This window comes from Ruegeria sp. HKCCA5491 (assembly GCF_013034565.1).
Lineage (GTDB): Bacteria > Pseudomonadota > Alphaproteobacteria > Rhodobacterales > Rhodobacteraceae > Ruegeria.
In genome coordinates, this window is the sequence record NZ_WQGG01000007.1 from 194383 (window position 1) to 211666 (window position 17284).

A 17284-nucleotide genomic window follows, 5' to 3' on the forward strand; every position below is an offset into this window, starting at 1 on the left:
AGCCTCGAAATGCCCGAGTTGCAAGGCCAATGCATGTGTGGCGCGGTCACGGTGACCGCTACGCCCGCGCGCGATGCGCTGGGCGCGTGCCATTGCGACCAATGCCGACGCTGGACAAGTTCGATGCTGGTTACTTTTCAGGCCGAAGAAGGCTACGCCGCGCTTGGGCCGGTCAAGACCTTCACCTCGTCCGATTGGGCCGAGCGCGCCTTCTGCGCCGACTGCGGCTCGGCACTGTGGTACCGGATCACGCTTCCCGGTGAGATGCACGGACACACGCAAATCGCCGCAGGCCTGTTCCCAGATACCGGCCACACGCTGAAACTGGAACTTTATTTCGACAAAAAGCCCGAAGGGTACGCGTTCGCAGGTGAACGCCAGCAAATGACCAAAGCCGAGGTCGAGGCCATGTACGCCCCCTCGGAAGAAGGAGACAGCCAATGACCAAATACGATGCCGATTGGGTGCACGCCGAAGAAGCCAAACGTCAGTGGATGGCCGAAAACGGTCTCTATTCCGAGGAGGAAGAACATTCATCCTGCGGCGTAGGCCTTGTCGTGTCTGTCGACGGTAAGCCGTCGCGTAAGGTTGTTGATGCAGGTATTGATGCGCTCAAGGCGATCTGGCACCGCGGCGCGGTGGACGCGGATGGCAAGACAGGCGACGGCGCGGGTATACATGTGCAGATACCCGTTCCGTTCTTCTATGACCAAATCCGCCGCACCGGGCACGAACCCAATCTGGATGAGCTGATCGCCGTGGGTCAGGTCTTCCTGCCCCGCACCGATTTTGGCGCGCAGGAAAGCTGTCGGACCATCGTGGAAACCGAAGTGCTGCGCATGGGCTATTACATCTATGGCTGGCGCCACGTGCCGGTTGATGTGACCTGTCTGGGAGAAAAAGCAAACGCGACCCGGCCCGAGATCGAGCAAATTCTGATCTCGAACTCCAAAGGCGTGGATGAAGAGACTTTTGAGCGTGAGCTGTACGTAATCCGCCGCCGGATCGAAAAGGCCGCCGCAGCTTCGGGCATCTCTGACCTTTACTTGGCTTCGCTTAGCTGTCGTTCGATTATCTACAAGGGCATGATGCTGGCCGAGCAGGTTGCGGTCTTCTACCCCGACCTGATGGACGAACGGTTTGAATCGGCTTTTGCGATTTATCACCAGCGTTATTCGACCAACACCTTCCCGCAATGGTGGCTGGCCCAACCCTTCCGTATGTTGGCCCATAATGGCGAGATCAACACGCTGAAGGGCAACGTCAACTGGATGAAAAGCCACGAGATCCGCATGGCCTCGGGCACCTTTGGTGACTATGCCGAGGATATCAAACCGATCATCGCTGGTGGGTCGTCGGATTCGGCTGCATTAGACTCGGTTTTCGAGGTTCTGGTGCGCGCGGGCCGCTCGGCCCCGATGGCGAAAACCATGTTGGTGCCGGAAAGCTGGTCCAAGCAAGCGGTTGAGCTGCCTCAGGCATGGCGCGACATGTACTCCTACTGCAACTCGGTGATGGAGCCGTGGGACGGCCCTGCTGCCTTGGCCATGACCGATGGCCGCTGGGTCTGTGCCGGTCTGGACCGGAACGGGTTGCGCCCGATGCGTTATGTGGTGACCGGTGACGGTCTGGTAATCGCAGGGTCCGAGGCCGGAATGGTGCCGATTGATGAAGCCAGCGTAACCGAAAAAGGCGCGCTGGGTCCGGGGCAGATGCTGGCCGTGGATATGAAAAAGGGCAAGCTGTTCCGCGACACTCAAATCAAGGACAAGCTGGCCCGTGCGCTGCCATTTGGCGAGTGGGTCGGCAAAATCAACGATCTGGATGAAACGCTGTCGGACGTGACCGAAAGCGCGAAGTTCAGCGGCGAAGAACTGCGCAAGCGCCAAATTGCTGCCGGTTATTCGGTTGAAGAACTGGAACAAATCCTTGCGCCCATGGCCGAGGATGGCAAAGAATCCATCGCCTCGATGGGCGACGACACTCCGTCTGCGGTTCTGTCCAAACAATACCGCCCACTCAGCCATTTTTTCCGTCAGAACTTTAGTCAGGTTACGAACCCACCCATCGACAGCTTGCGCGAATACCGGGTGATGTCGCTGAAAACTCGGTTCGGAAACCTGAAAAACGTGCTGGACGAAGACAGCAGCCAGACCGAGATCATCACTCTGGGCAGCCCCTTTGTGGGCAACGCCCAGTGGGACAAGCTGGCAGAAAGCTTTGGTTCGCCGCTGGCCGAGATCGACTGTAGCTTTGAACCAGGTCGGGGCGCACTGAATGCCGCTTTGGCCCGCATCAGAGCCGAAGCAGAAGAGGCCGTGCGCTCAGGCGCGGGGCATCTGGTGTTGTCCGACATGAACTCGGGCGAGGGTCGCGTGGCGATGCCGATGATCCTGGCGACAAGTGCCGTGCATTCGCATCTGACCCGTCAGGGGCTGCGGACCTTCTGTTCGTTGAACGTGCGCTCGGCCGAATGTGTCGATCCGCATTACTTTGCCGTACTGATCGGTTGCGGCGCGACCGTTGTGAACGCTTATCTGGCTGAAGATTCACTGGCCGACCGCATTGTTCGCGGCCTGCTGGACGGCACGCTGACTGAAAACGTTGCGCGCTATCGCGAGGCGATTGATCAGGGTCTGCTGAAGATCATGGCCAAGATGGGGATTTCGGTGATTTCGTCCTATCGCGGCGGCCTGAACTTTGAGGCCGTGGGCCTGAGTCGTGCCATGGTGGCCGAGTATTTCCCGGGCATGACCAGCCGGATTTCCGGCATCGGTGTCACGGGCATTCAGGCCAAGGCCGAGGAAATCCACGCCAAAGGCTGGGACAGCGGACTGGACGTTCTGCCCATCGGTGGTTTCTACAAATCGCGCAAATCGGGAGAAACCCACGCGTGGGAAGCGACCTCGATGCATATGATGCAGATGGCGTGTAACCGGGCATCCTATGAGCTGTGGAAGCAGTATTCCGCCAAGATGCAATCGAACCCTCCGATCCACCTACGCGATCTGATGGACTTCAAGCCGCTGGGCAAGCCGGTGCCGATTGAAGAGGTCGAATCGATCACGTCGATCCGCAAGCGTTTTGTCACGCCGGGCATGTCGCTGGGCGCGCTGTCGCCAGAGGCGCACAAGACGCTGAACGTGGCGATGAACCGGATCGGTGCGAAATCTGACTCGGGTGAAGGCGGCGAAGATCCGGCACATTTCGTGCCAGAGCCGAATGGCGACAACCCGTCGGCCAAGATCAAACAGGTGGCTTCGGGCCGCTTTGGCGTGACCGCCGAATACCTGAACCAGTGTGAAGAGCTTGAGATCAAGGTCGCCCAGGGTGCGAAACCGGGTGAAGGTGGTCAGTTGCCGGGTATGAAAGTGACTGACCTGATCGCGCGTCTGCGGCACTCGACCAAAGGCGTGACGCTGATCTCGCCACCGCCGCACCACGACATCTACTCGATCGAGGATCTGGCGCAGCTGATCTATGACCTGAAACAGATCAACCCGCGCTGTAAGGTGACGGTCAAGCTGGTGGCGTCCTCGGGCGTGGGCACGATTGCCGCCGGTGTGGCCAAGGCCAAAGCGGATATTATCCTTATTTCGGGTCACAACGGCGGCACGGGCGCCTCGCCCGCGACCAGCATCAAATATGCCGGTCTGCCGTGGGAAATGGGCCTGACCGAGGCGCATCAGGTTCTGGCAATGAACAACCTGCGCGACCGCGTGACCCTGCGGACCGACGGTGGTTTGCGCACCGGGCGCGATATTGTGATGGCCGCGATGATGGGGGCCGAGGAATACGGCATCGGCACCGCTGCCCTGATCGCGATGGGCTGTATTATGGTGCGCCAGTGCCAGTCGAACACCTGCCCGGTTGGTGTGTGTACGCAGGACGAATCCCTGCGTGCCAAGTTCACCGGCAACGCGGACAAAGTTGTCAACCTGATCACCTTCTATGCGCAAGAAGTACGCGAGCTGCTGGCCAGCCTTGGCGCGCGCTCGATTGACGAGATCATCGGTCGCGCCGATCTGCTGGCGCAGGTCAGCCGGGGTTCAGCGCATCTGGATGATCTGGACCTGAATCCGCTGCTGATCACCGTCGATGGCGCGCAGGATATCGTCTATAACCGCGGTAAGGATCGCAACGCAGTGCCCGATACGCTGGACGCTGAAATCGTGCGCGATGCCGCTCGGTTCCTGAAGGATGGTGAGAAGATGCAACTGTCTTACGCGGTGCAGAACACGCACCGGACAGTGGGTACGCGGGTTTCCAGCCATATCGTGCAGAATTTCGGGATGCGGAATACGTTCCAGGACGACCATCTGCACGTGAAACTGCAAGGCTCGGCCGGTCAGTCGCTGGGCGCCTTTGCCGCGCCTGGGCTCAAGCTGGAAGTGTCTGGCGACGCCAATGACTATGTCGGCAAGGGCCTGTCGGGCGGCATGATCGTTGTGCGCCCGCCGCAGGTCAGCCCGCTGAAGGCGGATGACAACACCATTATCGGCAACACGGTTCTGTACGGTGCCACCGACGGACACCTGTTTGCAGCAGGCCGCGCAGGCGAGCGTTTCGCGGTCCGCAACTCGGGTGCCAAAGTGGTGATTGAGGGCTGTGGCTCGAACGGGTGCGAATACATGACCGGCGGTGTGGCGGTGATTCTGGGCAGCATTGGTGCCAACTTCGGCGCGGGCATGACTGGCGGCATGGCCTACCTGTACGACCCCGACGGTAAGGCGCAGGCGCTGATGAACATGGAAACGCTGGTGACATGCCCGGTCACGGTGGACCATTGGGAAGACCAGCTCAAAACGCTGATCGAAACCCATCAGGCAGAAACCTTCAGCCGCAAGGCCGCCGATATTCTGCAGCATTGGGATGTGGAAAAGGCCAACTTCCTGCAGGTCTGCCCGAAGGAGATGCTGAACAATCTCAGCCATCCTCTGACCCACGAGGCGGAAGCGGTTCCGGCGGAATAATTCGCAAGCACAGACAAACGAAGCCCGCGCGCCCTGTCGGCGTGCGGGTTTTCTTTTGCTGGTGACGCCCCAGCCGTTTCAAACCGCGATCACTCGTCGTATAGCTGGGGCATGGCAAAGAAAGCAGTCCGCAAGAAAAGCGGTAAGAAAAAGAAGGCGTCCAAGGCCAAAACGCCGATCCTGATGCAGATTCGCCGCTGGGTTTTACGCGGTGCTTTGGGCTGTGTGGTGTTTGTGGTTGCGCTGGTAGCGCTGTATTCGGTGGTGAACCCGCCCGTGACACATACGATTTGGTCGGAATGGCGCAGGTTGGGCAAGGTTGAACGCGATTGGGTGCCGATCGAAGAGATCTCGCCCATTATGGCACGGTCGGTCGTGGCGGCCGAAGATGCGAATTTCTGCCTACATTGGGGCTTTGACGTCGAAGCGATCCGCGACGCGCTGGAGGATGGCGGATCGCGCGGGGCCTCGACCTTGTCGCAGCAGGTGGTCAAAAACGTGTTCCTGTGGCAGGGGCGTAGCTGGGTGCGCAAGGCGTTAGAGACTTCGATTACGCCGGTGGTCGAAATATTCTGGAGCAAACAGCGTATCCTTGAGGTTTACCTGAACGTGGCCGAGACCGGGAATGGAGTTTTCGGGGTCGAAGCAGCAGCCCAGCGCAATTTCAACATTCCAGCGTCAAAACTGTCCTCGGTGCAGGCCGCGCGGATTGCGGCAATCCTGCCGTCGCCGCGCAATCGGTCGGTGACCGATCCCTCGGTGCGTACACGCAGGCGGGCGGCCTCGATCCTAGATGGAGCGGCCACCATCCGCGCAGATGGTCGGGCGGATTGTTTCGAGGATTGAAAAACAAACCCTCTCGGCGCTAAAGCTGGAGGGTATTCACTGGTTCGATTGGAAGATCATGGCGCGTCTGTTTCACGTTCCCCTGTCCCCGTATTGCCGCAAGGTCCGGTTGTCGCTGGCAGAAAAGAAGATTGAGGTTGAACTGGTGGAAGAGAGATACTGGGAACAAGACCCGGATTTCCTGCGCCGTAACCCTGCGGGAAAAGTCCCGGTTCTTCGGCTGGATGGAAAGACCTTATCCGAGAGCACAGCCATCTGCGAGTATATCGAAGAGACCCGCCCAGAACCCGCGCTTTTACCGAAAACACCGGAAGACAGGTACGAGGTTCGGCGTCTGGTGGCGTGGTTTGATGACAAGTTTCATCAAGAGGTCACCTCGAAGCTATTGTATGAACGGGTGAACAAGAAAATCACTGGCGAGGGCTATCCGGACAGTAAGAACGTCAAGGAAGGTGCCAAGGCAATCAAGTACCATTTGGATTACATGGCCTGGCTGCTGGATCATCGTCGTTGGTTGGCCGGGGATCAGATGACGCTGGCGGATTTTGCAGCGGCTGCGCACCTTTCGGCGTTGGATTATATCTCGGACGTGGATTGGAATCGATCGGCGGCGGTGAAGGATTGGTATGCCAAGATCAAGTCGCGCCCTGCGTTCCGGTCGATACTGGCGGATCAGGTGCCGGGGTTTCGGCCTCCGCCTCATTACGCTGATCTGGATTTCTGATAGGGTAGCAGGGGGGCTGTCTGCCCCCCATCGCGCCGGGGCGCGATTCCCCCCGAGGATATTTTTAGCCAGATGAAGAGCGGATCGGGTTTGAAGGACAGGTTGGTGGCGCAGGCCCTGAACGAGGGGTTTGTGTCCTGCCGTGTGTGCCGTCCGTGGGACGTGCCAGCGGTGCCCGCGCGGCTGGAGGCGTTCTTGCAGGCCGGGTACCACGGACAGATGGGCTGGATGGCCGAGCGAACCCATTGGCGTGGTGATCCGGCGGCTTTGTGGCCCGACGCGCGATCGGTGATCATGCTGGCTGAGAGTTACACGCCGGACCATGATCCGACCGAGGTTTTACGGCACGCGGAACGCGGGGCGATCTCTGTTTATGCCCAGAACAAGGACTACCATGATTTGGTAAAAAAACGCCTCAAACGGTTAGCACGGTGGCTGATCGCCGAAGCCGGAGGAGAGGTGAAGGTGTTCGTCGATACCGCACCTGTGCCGGAAAAGGCGTTGGGCCATGCGGCCGGGTTGGGGTGGCAGGGGAAGCATACCAATCTGGTTAGCCGGGACTGGGGGAATTGGGCTTTTATAGGGTCTGTTTTTACTACTTTGGATCTTCCATCAGATATGTCGGAGGTTGATCATTGCGGATCATGTCGGGCTTGTCTGGACGTGTGCCCGACCGATGCCTTTCCGAGGCCTTACCAGTTGGATGCTCGGCGATGCATTTCTTATCTGACCATTGAACACAAGGGTCCGGTAGATGAAGAACTGCGAGGGAAAATGGGGAACCGGATTTACGGCTGCGACGATTGTCTGGCCGCGTGCCCCTGGAACAAGTTTGCCGTCGCTGCAAGTGATCTGAGATATGCGTCGCGTCCCGAGTTGAAGTCTCCGCCCCTGGCGGAACTGGCCGGTTTCGATGACGCGGCATTTCGCAAAAAGTTCTCGGGGTCGCCCATCAAGCGGATCGGGCGGGATCGCTTTGTGCGAAATGTTCTTTATGCGATCGGGAATTCCGGGCTGCCGGAACTGAGGCCGATTGCGGCGCGACTGGTCGACGATCCTGATCCGACGGTCGCCGATGCCGCGCGCTGGGCGGTGAAACAACTGGCTTGAGTGCCGCAAACGGGGTGGACGTGTCGCTGCGAACCGCTACACCGATCTTCAGCGAACAGTGAGGAGGTCCCGATGGCGTTGGCTTTGGGGGTGGATACAGGTGGAACTTATACGGATGCAGTCCTTGTTCGGGATGAAAAGGACGTAATAGCATCGGCCAAGTCCCTGACCACACGGACGGATTTGGCGATTGGTGTGGGCAAAGCTATTTCCACGGTGTTGCAGCGGGCGCAGGTATCGCCCGATCAGATCTCGTTGGCGTCGTTGTCGACGACGTTGGCCACAAATGCGCTGGTCGAAGGGCAGGGTGGGCGTGTCGCACTGGTGTATATCGGGTTCAAACAGGCGGATCTGGACAGGCACGGGCTGAAGGATGCCTTGAAGGGTGATCCGGCCGTTGTGTTAAACGGGGGTCACACGCATGCAGGCGCTGAGGCGGCCCCGCTGGATATTGAGGCGCTTTTATCCTTTTTAGACTCACATTCGGGCGTGTCAGGGTTTGCAGTGGCGGCGCAGTTTGCGACGCGCAACCCGGCTCACGAACTGGAAGCTGCCCGGATCATCGCAGAAAAGACAGGCGCGCCGGTTACGTGTTCGCATCATTTGTCTGCCAAGTTGAATGGCCCAAAACGCGCCGTGACCGCCGTGTTGAATGCTCGGCTGATTGGAATGATCGACCGGTTGATCGGGCGTGCGCAGGATCAACTGCTGGACCTTGGTATTTCGGCGCCGATGATGGTTGTGCGCGGTGATGGCGCCTTGATGAGCGCGGAACAGGCGCGGGACAGGCCGATCGAAACCATTCTGAGCGGGCCTGCCGCATCGATTGTAGGGGCAAGTTGGCTAACCGGGGCTGAAAACGCGTTGGTTTCGGACATCGGGGGCACGACCACGGACATGGCGTTGATCCGGGACGGAAAGCCGGCGATTGACCCGGCTGGCGCGCAGGTGGGCGGGTTTCGCACGATGGTCGAGGCCGTGGCCATGCGAACGCATGGGCTGGGCGGTGACAGTCAGGTGCACGTAAAGACTGAAGGCCTGGCAGGCGGTGTATTCCTTGGGCCGCGGCGGGTTTTGCCTGTCTCTCTGATAGCGGCAGAGCATCCCGAAATTGTTCATCCGGTACTTGACGCGCAACTCCGTGCGACAACGGTGGGAGAGCATGATACGCGCTTCGCGCGTCGCGTGCCTGGCCTTCCTGCCGAAGGACTGGGACCGCGGGAGGATGCGTTGTTGGACAGGCTCGGGGATCGGGTTGTGCCACTGTCCGAGTTGCTGAAAACCCGGATGGAGAGCGGTGCGCTGACGCGGCTGGTGGATCGCGGGATCGTTCAGGTCAGTGGCGTCACCCCGTCTGATGCGTCCCATGTGCTTGGGCGACTGACTTCGTGGGACAGTGAAGCGGCGCGTAAAGCGCTGGAGCTGGTGGCGCGCAAGCGTGTTGGTACCGGGGATGTCTTGGCCTCAACACCTGAAAAATTGGCCGAGATGATCGTGAGCCAGTTGACCGAGCAAACCGCACTGACTTTGTTAGAGACTGCTTTTGCGGAAGAAATTGAGGATTTTGGGCTGTCTGCCACAGATCTGGCCCACCATGTTCTGACGCAAAAAGGGCTGGATCGGCACCGCGGTTTGCTGGCACTGGATGCAGCCCTGAATGTGGATGTGATCGGCCTTGGGGCGTCGGCACCCAGCTACTACCCAGCGGTGGGCGAGCGGCTGCATTGCAATATGGTCCTGCCCGAACATACCGATGTAGCCAATGCGCTTGGGGCTGTTGTGGGCCGCCTGACCTTGCGCCGGTCGGGGACTGTAACGTCACCGTCAGAGGGGCGCTATAGGGTACATCTTGAGAGCGGGCCACAGGACTTTACCGAACCTGAAGAGGCATTGGAGCTTTTACAGACAGCCCTGAAAGATGAGGCCGAAGGCGAAGTCCGTCAGGCGGGTGCCGAAGACATCCGGGTGATTGTCAGCCGCGATATTAGGACCGCACGAATTGAGGCGCAGGATGTTTTTGTCGAAGCGACCGTAACGGTCGAGGCCAGCGGTCGCCCGAGGGTGGCGTCAGGTTAGCCCCAGGCTTGGGGCTATCCATTATTCGGCAGCATCGCGTTTGGGCAGAACCCAGTCAGGGCGCGGGAAATGGCAGGTATAGCCGTTGGGGATACGCTCAAGATAGTCCTGATGTTCCGGCTCGGCGTCCCAGAAATCGCCAACGGGTTCGACTTCGGTAACGACCTTGCCGGGCCAGATGCCACTGGCATTCACGTCGGCAATCGTATCCAGCGCGATCTGTTTCTGGGCATCATCCACATAATAGATTGCGGATCGGTAACTCATGCCGACGTCGTTGCCCTGCCGGTTGACGGTGGTCGGGTCGTGGATCTGGAAAAAGAACTCCAGCAGATCGCGATAGGTGATCTGCGTAGGGTCAAAGAAGATCTCAATCCCTTCGGCATGGGTTCCGTGATTGCGATAGGTGGCGTTTGGTACGTCACCGCCCGTGTATCCGACGCGGGTGCGCGATACGCCGGGCAATTTGCGGATCAGGTCCTGCATGCCCCAAAAGCAGCCACCGGCAAGAACGGCGCGTTGTTCGGTCATTGGATATCCTCCACATGGATCAGGTATTCTGCATAGCCTTCATCCTCCATGTCATCGCGATGGATAAACCGCAAGGAGGCCGAGTTGATGCAATAGCGCAGCCCGCCATGTTCGCGCGGGCCGTCTGGGAACACGTGCCCCAAGTGGCTGTCCCCGTGTTTCGAGCGGACCTCGGTCCGGATCATGCCCAGCGTGCGGTCGGTGAACTCTTCCACATGTTCGTGCACGATGGGCTTGGTAAAGCTGGGCCAGCCGCAACCGGATTCATATTTATGGGTCGAGGCAAACAGCGGCTCGCCCGAAACAATGTCGACATAAATCCCCGGTTCCTTGTTGTTCAGAAGCTTGCCAGTGCCCGGGCGTTCCGTCCCGCTGTTTTGCGTGACGTGGTATTCCTCGGGTGACAGGGCAGCAATCGCCTCGGGGTTTTTGGTGTATCGGGTCATTGGTCCTCGGGACGTGTGGAAACTGGTTTGACCTAATAAATGGGGTTTGAGCGGCGAAAGCAAAGGGGGTTTTGCCTTCCTCGCGCAGATGTGCGGGTATCAGCCGGGTTTCGGCGCAGGCTGTCGGGAAAGCTGAACGGCTAGAATTCCCAATGTGGTCACACCAACGCCGACCGCATCCAGTGGTCCAAGTTTCTCACCAAGTAAGATTGCGGCGATTGTGACGCCGAAGACCGGGTTGAGGAAATGAAACGTGGCAGCCCGTGTTGCTCCGATCCTGTCCAGCAACAGGAACCATATGAAGGTCGCCAGCAGGCCGGGGAAAAGGGTTGTATAGGTAAAGGCCAGCGCCAGTGGGACCGTCGGGTGGATATAGATGGTTTCAAACAGCGGTGCGGAGGCAAACAGAACTGTGGATCCCACCAGCATTTGCAGGCCAACAATCATCATGAAATTCCCGCCCGAGGTTGCCCCGCGTACTGCCAGCGTCGCAAAGGCCAGTGCCAGCGCCCCAATGCCACAAAGCATCACGCCGAACATGTCGACCCCAGCGCTGATGCGGCTGCTCATGATCAACGCGACGCCGGCGAACCCTGCAAACAGACCAGCCACCCCCATTGGACGCAACCTGTCGCCCAGAAACAGCCAACTGGCCAGCGCCACCAGAAGGGGCATGGTCGAAGCGATGATCGCTGCAACCGAGGCTTCGACAGTCTGCATGGCATAGAAATTCAGACCCAAATACAGGGCATTTTGGCAAATACCGAACAGGATGGTTGCGTACCACTGTGATCGGGTCAGCCGCCAGCTTTGGCCCATGGCCCATGCGATCGCAACCCCAATCAGACCAGAGATCAGAAACCGAAGGGCCAAAGAAAACAAAGGTGAGGCATCCGCCACGATAATGCGTGCCGAGGTAAAGGCCGACGACCAGATAAACGCAAATGTCAGCCCCATGGCCATGGCACGCAGATCCATCGCCACTCTCCTTCGTTGATTTCGGGCACTGTTCCTTAAATCGGTAAGGGTCGCAAGATGTTGGGGCCAATCCTCGACCGCCAAGTTCGTAATAATGCGCTGTCTTGGTCTAAATGCTTAGAAGATCAAGCCTATGATGCTGGGGTTCTCTTTCGACAAAACCCAAACACACCTAAGTTTTTCACTGTCTCTTGTTTGCGACGCAGGCAACAAAGCACCGAAATTTTGCATCTGGAAACTTGTGCGAGAAAAAAACGTGTGTCTTGCCCGGACCAGATTTCACAAATTGCATATCTCTGCTGGTTATTTGATGATTGCGAATTCTGGTCTCTGGCCCGTTTGCAATCAGGCTGGCCCAGCCCGGAGTAGTTGGCAACTCTGCGGTTTTACTCTCTCCGTCTTGATAAATACGACAGGCGATTAGTTGACCAAATGCGGTGTTCGGGATTTTGATTTCATAAGGATGCGCCATAATGCGAGGATAAGATTTGACTTCGAAATCGAAAATTTCCTCATATGTGATTTCTGCTTGCAAGCTGTAGGCGTTTGAACGGCTACATTCTGCAACTGCGGAAGAGGGAAGCACAGACAGCAGGCAAAACGACAGCGTGGCGCAGGAAAAAGCTCGGAATAGCATTTGTTGGTTTCATGGGTTCGGTTGTTGAAACTTAACCAAGAATAAGTCCGTACTTTGACAGCCTTTTGGCGCGACGAAATTAGAAAACACCTGTTGAAGCTGATACGAATTTCTTAATTGTGGAAATATGTGGGAAAAGAAAAAGGGCCCCCGAACGGCGGCCCTTGATCATTTCGCAGTGAAAGCTGGGTTCAGCCGTTTACGCTGTCCTTCAGAGCTTTCGCGATGGTCATCTTGACCACCTTGTCGGCCTCTTTCTTGAACTGCTCGCCGGTGGCGGGGTTGCGCACCATGCGCTCGGGGCGCTCGCGGCAGTAGATTTTGCCAACGCCGGGCAGGGTCACTGCGCCACCGGCGGATACTTCGCGGGTAATCAGGCCGGTGATGGCCTCAAGCGCGCTGTTGGCGGCTTTCTTGTCTGTCCCCATTTCCTCAGCGAGAGCAGCAACCAGCTGAGTCTTTGTCATAGGCTTTGCCATTTCTTGGTCTCCTTAACGTGCCCGATAAATAGGGCCTCACCGCGTAACTGTAACGGGATATTGTGGCCGAACACAACGAATAGTAGCGCCGAAAACCCTAAAAATATGGGGAAAACGTTGCTTTTTTGCTTCAGAGAAAGGCCGTTTCGTCGAAAGAACGCAATTTCCGGCTGTGCAGGCGCTCTAACGGCATGCCGCGCAGATGTTCCATTGCACGTATTCCGATCGCCAAATGGCGGCTGACCTGCGTGGTATAGAACGCCGAAGCCATACCCGGCAACTTCAATTCCCCGTGTAGCGGTTTGTCTGATACGCATAGCAAGGTGCCATAAGGGACGCGAAACCGATAGCCATTCGCCGCTATGGTGGCGCTTTCCATATCCAACGCGATGGCGCGTGACTGGCTGAGGCGTTGCACGGGTCCAGACTGGTCGCGCAACTCCCAGTTGCGGTTGTCGACCGAGGCGACGGTGCCCGTGCGCATGATCCGCTTCAGCTCATACCCCTCAAGTTCCGTGACCTCGGCGACGGCCTGTTCCAAGGCCACCTGAACCTCGGCCAGCGGAGGGATCGGCACCCAGACCGGCAGGTCATCGTCCAGTACCTTGTCTTCGCGCAGATAGGCATGCGCCAGAACAAAATCGCCCAACGCCTGCGTGTTGCGTAGACCAGCACAGTGACCGACCATCAGCCATGCATGAGGCCGCAGAACCGCGATATGATCAGTGGCGGTTTTGGCATTCGACGGCCCGACCCCGATATTGACCAGCGTAATGCCCGACCCATCCGCGCGCTTCAGGTGATAGGTCGGCATCTGCGGCAGCTTCAACGGTTGTTCCAGAGTTCCATCCGCCGTGGTGATCTGCACATTTCCGGTCGATACAAAGCTGATGTAGCCGCTATCGGGATCGGCCAGTTGTTCGCGCGCGTAGTTTTCGAACTCGGACACATAGAACTGGTAGTTGGTGAACAGCACGTGGTTCTGAAAATGGCTGGGATCGGTTGCCGTATAATGGGCCAGACGCGCCAGTGAATAATCGACTCGTTGGGCGGTAAACAAGGCCAGTGGACCATCTTCGTCTTCGTGATCGTGAACGCCATTTACAATGTCGTCATTCGTGGTGGTCAGGTCAGGAACATCAAAGACATCACGCAGCGTGAAACCGGCCGCACCCTGATGGGGAACAACCAGATCCGGATTGTTCGCCACCGCGAAATGAACCGGGATCGGCGTATCTGAGGCTCCGATCGTCACCGGTTGATCGTGGTTCTTGATCAGTAGCGCGATTTGCTGGGTCAGGTAGGACCGGAACAGATCAGGCCGCGTGACGGTGGTTGCGTGCATTCCGGGCTCGGAAACATGGCCAAAGCTCAGACGGCTGTCGACCTGCGCATAAGACGAGGTCTTGATCCGAATCTCCGGGTAAAAGGCCCTGTATCGTTCGGTCGGGGTGCCTTGTTCCATCGCCTGGGCAAAGCTGTCGCACAGAAAGCGCGTTGCTTGTTCGTACAGTTGTTCCAGCCGTTCAACGGCAGCAGCCGGATCGGTAAATTTCTCGGCGCTGGGCACGTCTGGTGTTTTTATTATTGTCATGCAAGTGGTTCCAGAAGGTCAATTTTTTCAAATGTACGCACGTCGATCAGGCCGAGGTCGGAAATCCGTAACTCGGGGATCACGACAAGGGCCAAAAGCGAGTGCTGCATATACGCATTGTTAAGGTCACAGCCGCAGGCCTGCATCGCCTCGACCATGCGTTCGGCCTTGGCTGCCACGTCAGATGCAGGACTGTCGGACATCAGTCCGGCAATGGGCAACTCGATCAAGGCCAGTTCCGCGCCGTCCCGGAAAATGGTGATCCCGCCCCCGACCTCGGCCAGTCGATTTGCGGCCAGGGCCATCTGCTCGCGGTCGGTTCCCACAACGATCATGTGGTGGCTGTCATGCGCCACGGTGGACGCCATGGCCATCTTACCCTGATAGCCGAACCCCGAGACAAAGGCGTTCGTGACCCCTCCGGTCGCGCGGTGGCGTTCGACAAGCGCGATCTGGCAAACCTCACCTTCGCCTTCCACCAACCCTTCGATGATCGGCAATTCGGCCTTGAGCGCCTTGGTCGGCGCCTGATTTTCAACCACTCCAATCACGTTGGCCTGTACGCGATTGGCTTCGGCGGGCGCTGTGATCTCAAAATCAGCAGCGGCGAGCGTATGCCCCAGATGGACGGTGTTCCGTGCGGTCTCGGGCCAGTCAAGATGTGGGCAATTCACCGTGATTGTTCCGCCCTCGGCCACAACCTGACCGCGGGCGATGACCGTTTCAATCGGCAGTTCGGTCAGGTCTGAGCTGAGAATGATATCGGCCCGCCGCCCCGGCGTGATCGAGCCGATTTCTCGTTCAAGTCCGAAATGGGTCGCTGTGTTGATCGTGGCCATTTGCAATGCGATCAACGGATCGCACCCGCAGGCGATCGCATGTCTCACGACCCGGTTCATATGACCATCATTGACCAATGTCCCAGAGTGACAATCATCCGTGCAAAGTATGAAGTTCCTTGGGTCCAGCCCTTTCTCGGTAACGGCCGTAATTTGGCTTTCCACGTCGAACCATGCCGACCCCAACCGCATCATGGATCGCATACCTTGTCGAACCCGCGCGATTGCGTCGGCTTCGCAGGTTCCTTCGTGATCGTCTGCCGGTCCGCCTGCCACGTATGCCGCAAAATCAGGCCCTAAATCAGGCGAAGCGTAGTGTCCGCCTACTGTTTTTCCCGCATTTTGCGTTGCTGCGATCTCGGCAAGCATCTTGGGGTCGCCATTGATCACACCCGGGAAGTTCATCATCTCGCCCAGTCCGATTATGCCGGGCCAGGACATCGCTTCGGAAACGTCCTGTGCGGTGATTTCGTATCCCGTTGTTTCAAGGCCGGGCGCAGACGGTGCGCAGGATGGCATCTGGGTGTAGATGTTCACGGGCTGCATCAACGCTTCGTCATGCATCATCCGCACGCCGTCTAACCCCAGCACGTTGGCGATTTCATGCGGGTCGGTGAACATGCTGGTGGTTCCATGTGGAATGACCGCGCGGGCGAACTCGGCTGGTGTCAGCATCCCCGATTCGATATGCATATGGGCATCGCACAAGCCGGGCAGCATGAAGCGACCGTTTGCTTTGATGATCCGGGTGTCTGGCCCGACGCAATGCGACGCATCTGGTCCCACAAAGGCAATGCGCCCGGATGCAATGGCAATATCGTGACCTGGCCGAACTTCGCGGCTGTGCACATTTACCCACGACCCGCCGCGGATAACCAGATCTGCGGCTTCGCGTCCTGCAGCGACAGCGATCAAACGGGGGGCGACTTCGGGCCAACTTGGGAAAGGTGTGTATTCCATGGCCCAACTTTCCTGAATGTTGGGAAAGGTTCAACCCCTGCTGAAGAGCTATCATGAAACCGTCACGCAGCGCGTCAGCGCTGCCCGGCCCAACCAAAGAAGATGCCCCCTGTGGGCATTGCCGATGGGCGGGAGCGTTCCATCATGTTTGAAGATCGCTTTCAATCTCGCGGCGCACCCAATCGGCAAAGGCCAATGCTCCGGGTGTTTCTTCGGCCTGAGGCGACAGCAGTAGATAATAAGCTTCGGGCATTGCCGCGTGATGATCGAAAGGCGCGATGAGTTTGCCCTCGTCAATTAACCTGCGGGCGATGGTGTCATGTGTCAGGCACAGCCCACCGCCTGCCATCGCCACCGAGAGGCTGACCAGATAGGTCGTCGAGTAAGTGATGGGCGGTTTTTTCCAAATTAGACCCTGTTCTTCGACCCAGCTCTCCCAATTCGACAGCAGGTTGGAGCAATCGAACAACGGATGTTGCTGCAAAGTTTCCAGCGTAACCTGATACCCCGGCGCGCAGACTGGATAATAATGATCGGTCCTTAATAACTCGGTGCGTACCGTATCTGAGGGACGCAGAGAGTACCGGATCTCGACCGCAGCGCCTTCGGCCATTTCCCTTGGTTCCCAAAGCTCTGTGAAGATATTCAACTGAACCTCCGGGTGCTTCGCCCGAAATCTCGGAAGTCTTGGGGCAAGCCAGTTCACGGCGAAAGATATGTTGCTTTGAACCTGTACTGCGTTCTGCTGCGTGCCGGTGACGGCCTGTGTGCCCCGAACCAGAGTTCGAAACGCATCTCGCACAACCGGCAGGTAAGTAATTCCGGCTTCCGTCAGTTCCAGTGCGCGGGGCCTACGCAAGAATAAGGGCTGACCCAGATACCCCTCCAGCGATTTGATTTGCTGACTGACCGCGCTTTGCGTCATGTTCAGGTCCCGCGCGGCACCGGTGAACGAAAGATGGCGTGCCGCGGCCTCGAACGTGCGCAGCCACCCCAGAGGAGGAAGAGATTTCTGCATTGGCATAACTCAAGCATAAGTTTGACTAATGCATTACTTGCGTTTTTTTCGTTGGTCAAACATCCCCGGCGAA

Annotated in this window: 14 protein-coding genes; 6 read left to right on the plus strand and 8 right to left on the minus strand. The window is 58.0% G+C overall.

Going from position 1 to position 17284, the window contains the following annotated elements; genetic code table 11:
* Window positions 1-9 precede the first annotated feature (9 nt).
* The 6 genes from GOV88_RS11435 (at window position 10) to GOV88_RS11460 (ending at window position 9729) form a co-directional block, all read left to right on the plus strand.
* Entirely contained in the window at window positions 10-444 is a 435-nt protein-coding gene (locus tag GOV88_RS11435; RefSeq protein ID WP_170786066.1) for a GFA family protein, read from the plus strand.
* Window positions 441-4973 (plus strand): glutamate synthase large subunit, encoded by a 4533-nt coding sequence (gltB, locus tag GOV88_RS11440; protein ID WP_171240512.1) that lies wholly within the window; start codon window positions 441-443, stop codon window positions 4971-4973. The genes GOV88_RS11435 and gltB overlap by 4 nt, the downstream gene beginning before the upstream one ends.
* A gap of 111 nt (window positions 4974-5084) precedes the next feature.
* A complete protein-coding gene (gene mtgA / locus GOV88_RS11445; protein ID WP_171123648.1) occupies window positions 5085-5819 on the plus strand; it encodes a monofunctional biosynthetic peptidoglycan transglycosylase in 735 nt (244 codons plus the stop codon).
* A gap of 58 nt (window positions 5820-5877) precedes the next feature.
* Window positions 5878-6543 (plus strand): glutathione S-transferase family protein, encoded by a 666-nt coding sequence (locus GOV88_RS11450; RefSeq protein ID WP_171124273.1) that lies wholly within the window; start codon window positions 5878-5880, stop codon window positions 6541-6543.
* 72 nt (window positions 6544-6615) lie between these two features.
* Window positions 6616-7653 carry a tRNA epoxyqueuosine(34) reductase QueG gene (gene queG, locus GOV88_RS11455; RefSeq protein ID WP_171240513.1) on the plus strand — a complete coding sequence of 346 codons (1038 nt, stop codon included), beginning with the start codon at window positions 6616-6618 and terminating at the stop codon, window positions 7651-7653.
* Between the two features lie 72 nt (window positions 7654-7725).
* Window positions 7726-9729: a hydantoinase/oxoprolinase family protein gene (locus GOV88_RS11460; RefSeq protein ID WP_171240514.1), complete on the plus strand. Its 2004-nt coding sequence runs from the start codon at window positions 7726-7728 to the stop codon at window positions 9727-9729.
* A 21-nt stretch (window positions 9730-9750) separates the two neighbouring features.
* On the opposite strand, the gene msrA is transcribed toward GOV88_RS11460, so the two are convergent.
* The 8 genes from msrA to GOV88_RS11500 form a co-directional block, all read right to left on the minus strand.
* On the minus strand, window positions 9751-10260 hold the full coding sequence (gene msrA / locus GOV88_RS11465; RefSeq protein WP_171240515.1) for a peptide-methionine (S)-S-oxide reductase MsrA: 510 nt from the start codon (window positions 10258-10260) through the stop codon (window positions 9751-9753).
* Window positions 10257-10706 carry a peptide-methionine (R)-S-oxide reductase MsrB gene (gene msrB / locus GOV88_RS11470; protein WP_171212168.1) on the minus strand — a complete coding sequence of 150 codons (450 nt, stop codon included), beginning with the start codon at window positions 10704-10706 and terminating at the stop codon, window positions 10257-10259. The genes msrA and msrB overlap by 4 nt, the downstream gene beginning before the upstream one ends.
* A 99-nt stretch (window positions 10707-10805) precedes the next feature.
* Entirely contained in the window at window positions 10806-11684 is an 879-nt protein-coding gene (locus GOV88_RS11475) for a DMT family transporter (RefSeq protein ID WP_171240516.1), read from the minus strand.
* Window positions 11685-11865: 181 nt separating this feature from the next.
* The gene (locus GOV88_RS11480; RefSeq protein WP_171240517.1) at window positions 11866-12321 is read right to left on the minus strand and encodes a hypothetical protein; all 456 of its coding nucleotides are present in this window, start codon (window positions 12319-12321) and stop codon (window positions 11866-11868) included.
* Window positions 12322-12512: 191 nt separating this feature from the next.
* On the minus strand, window positions 12513-12800 hold the full coding sequence (locus tag GOV88_RS11485; protein WP_068341148.1) for an HU family DNA-binding protein: 288 nt from the start codon (window positions 12798-12800) through the stop codon (window positions 12513-12515).
* A 130-nt stretch (window positions 12801-12930) separates the two neighbouring features.
* Entirely contained in the window at window positions 12931-14394 is a 1464-nt protein-coding gene (locus GOV88_RS11490; protein ID WP_171123954.1) for an AMP nucleosidase, read from the minus strand.
* Window positions 14391-16193, minus strand: a complete 1803-nt coding sequence (ade, locus tag GOV88_RS11495) for an adenine deaminase (protein WP_171240518.1) — start codon at window positions 16191-16193, stop codon at window positions 14391-14393. The genes GOV88_RS11490 and ade overlap by 4 nt, the downstream gene beginning before the upstream one ends.
* A 142-nt stretch (window positions 16194-16335) precedes the next feature.
* A complete protein-coding gene (locus GOV88_RS11500; protein WP_171123951.1) occupies window positions 16336-17211 on the minus strand; it encodes a LysR substrate-binding domain-containing protein in 876 nt (291 codons plus the stop codon).
* Window positions 17212-17284: the final 73 nt, after the last annotated feature.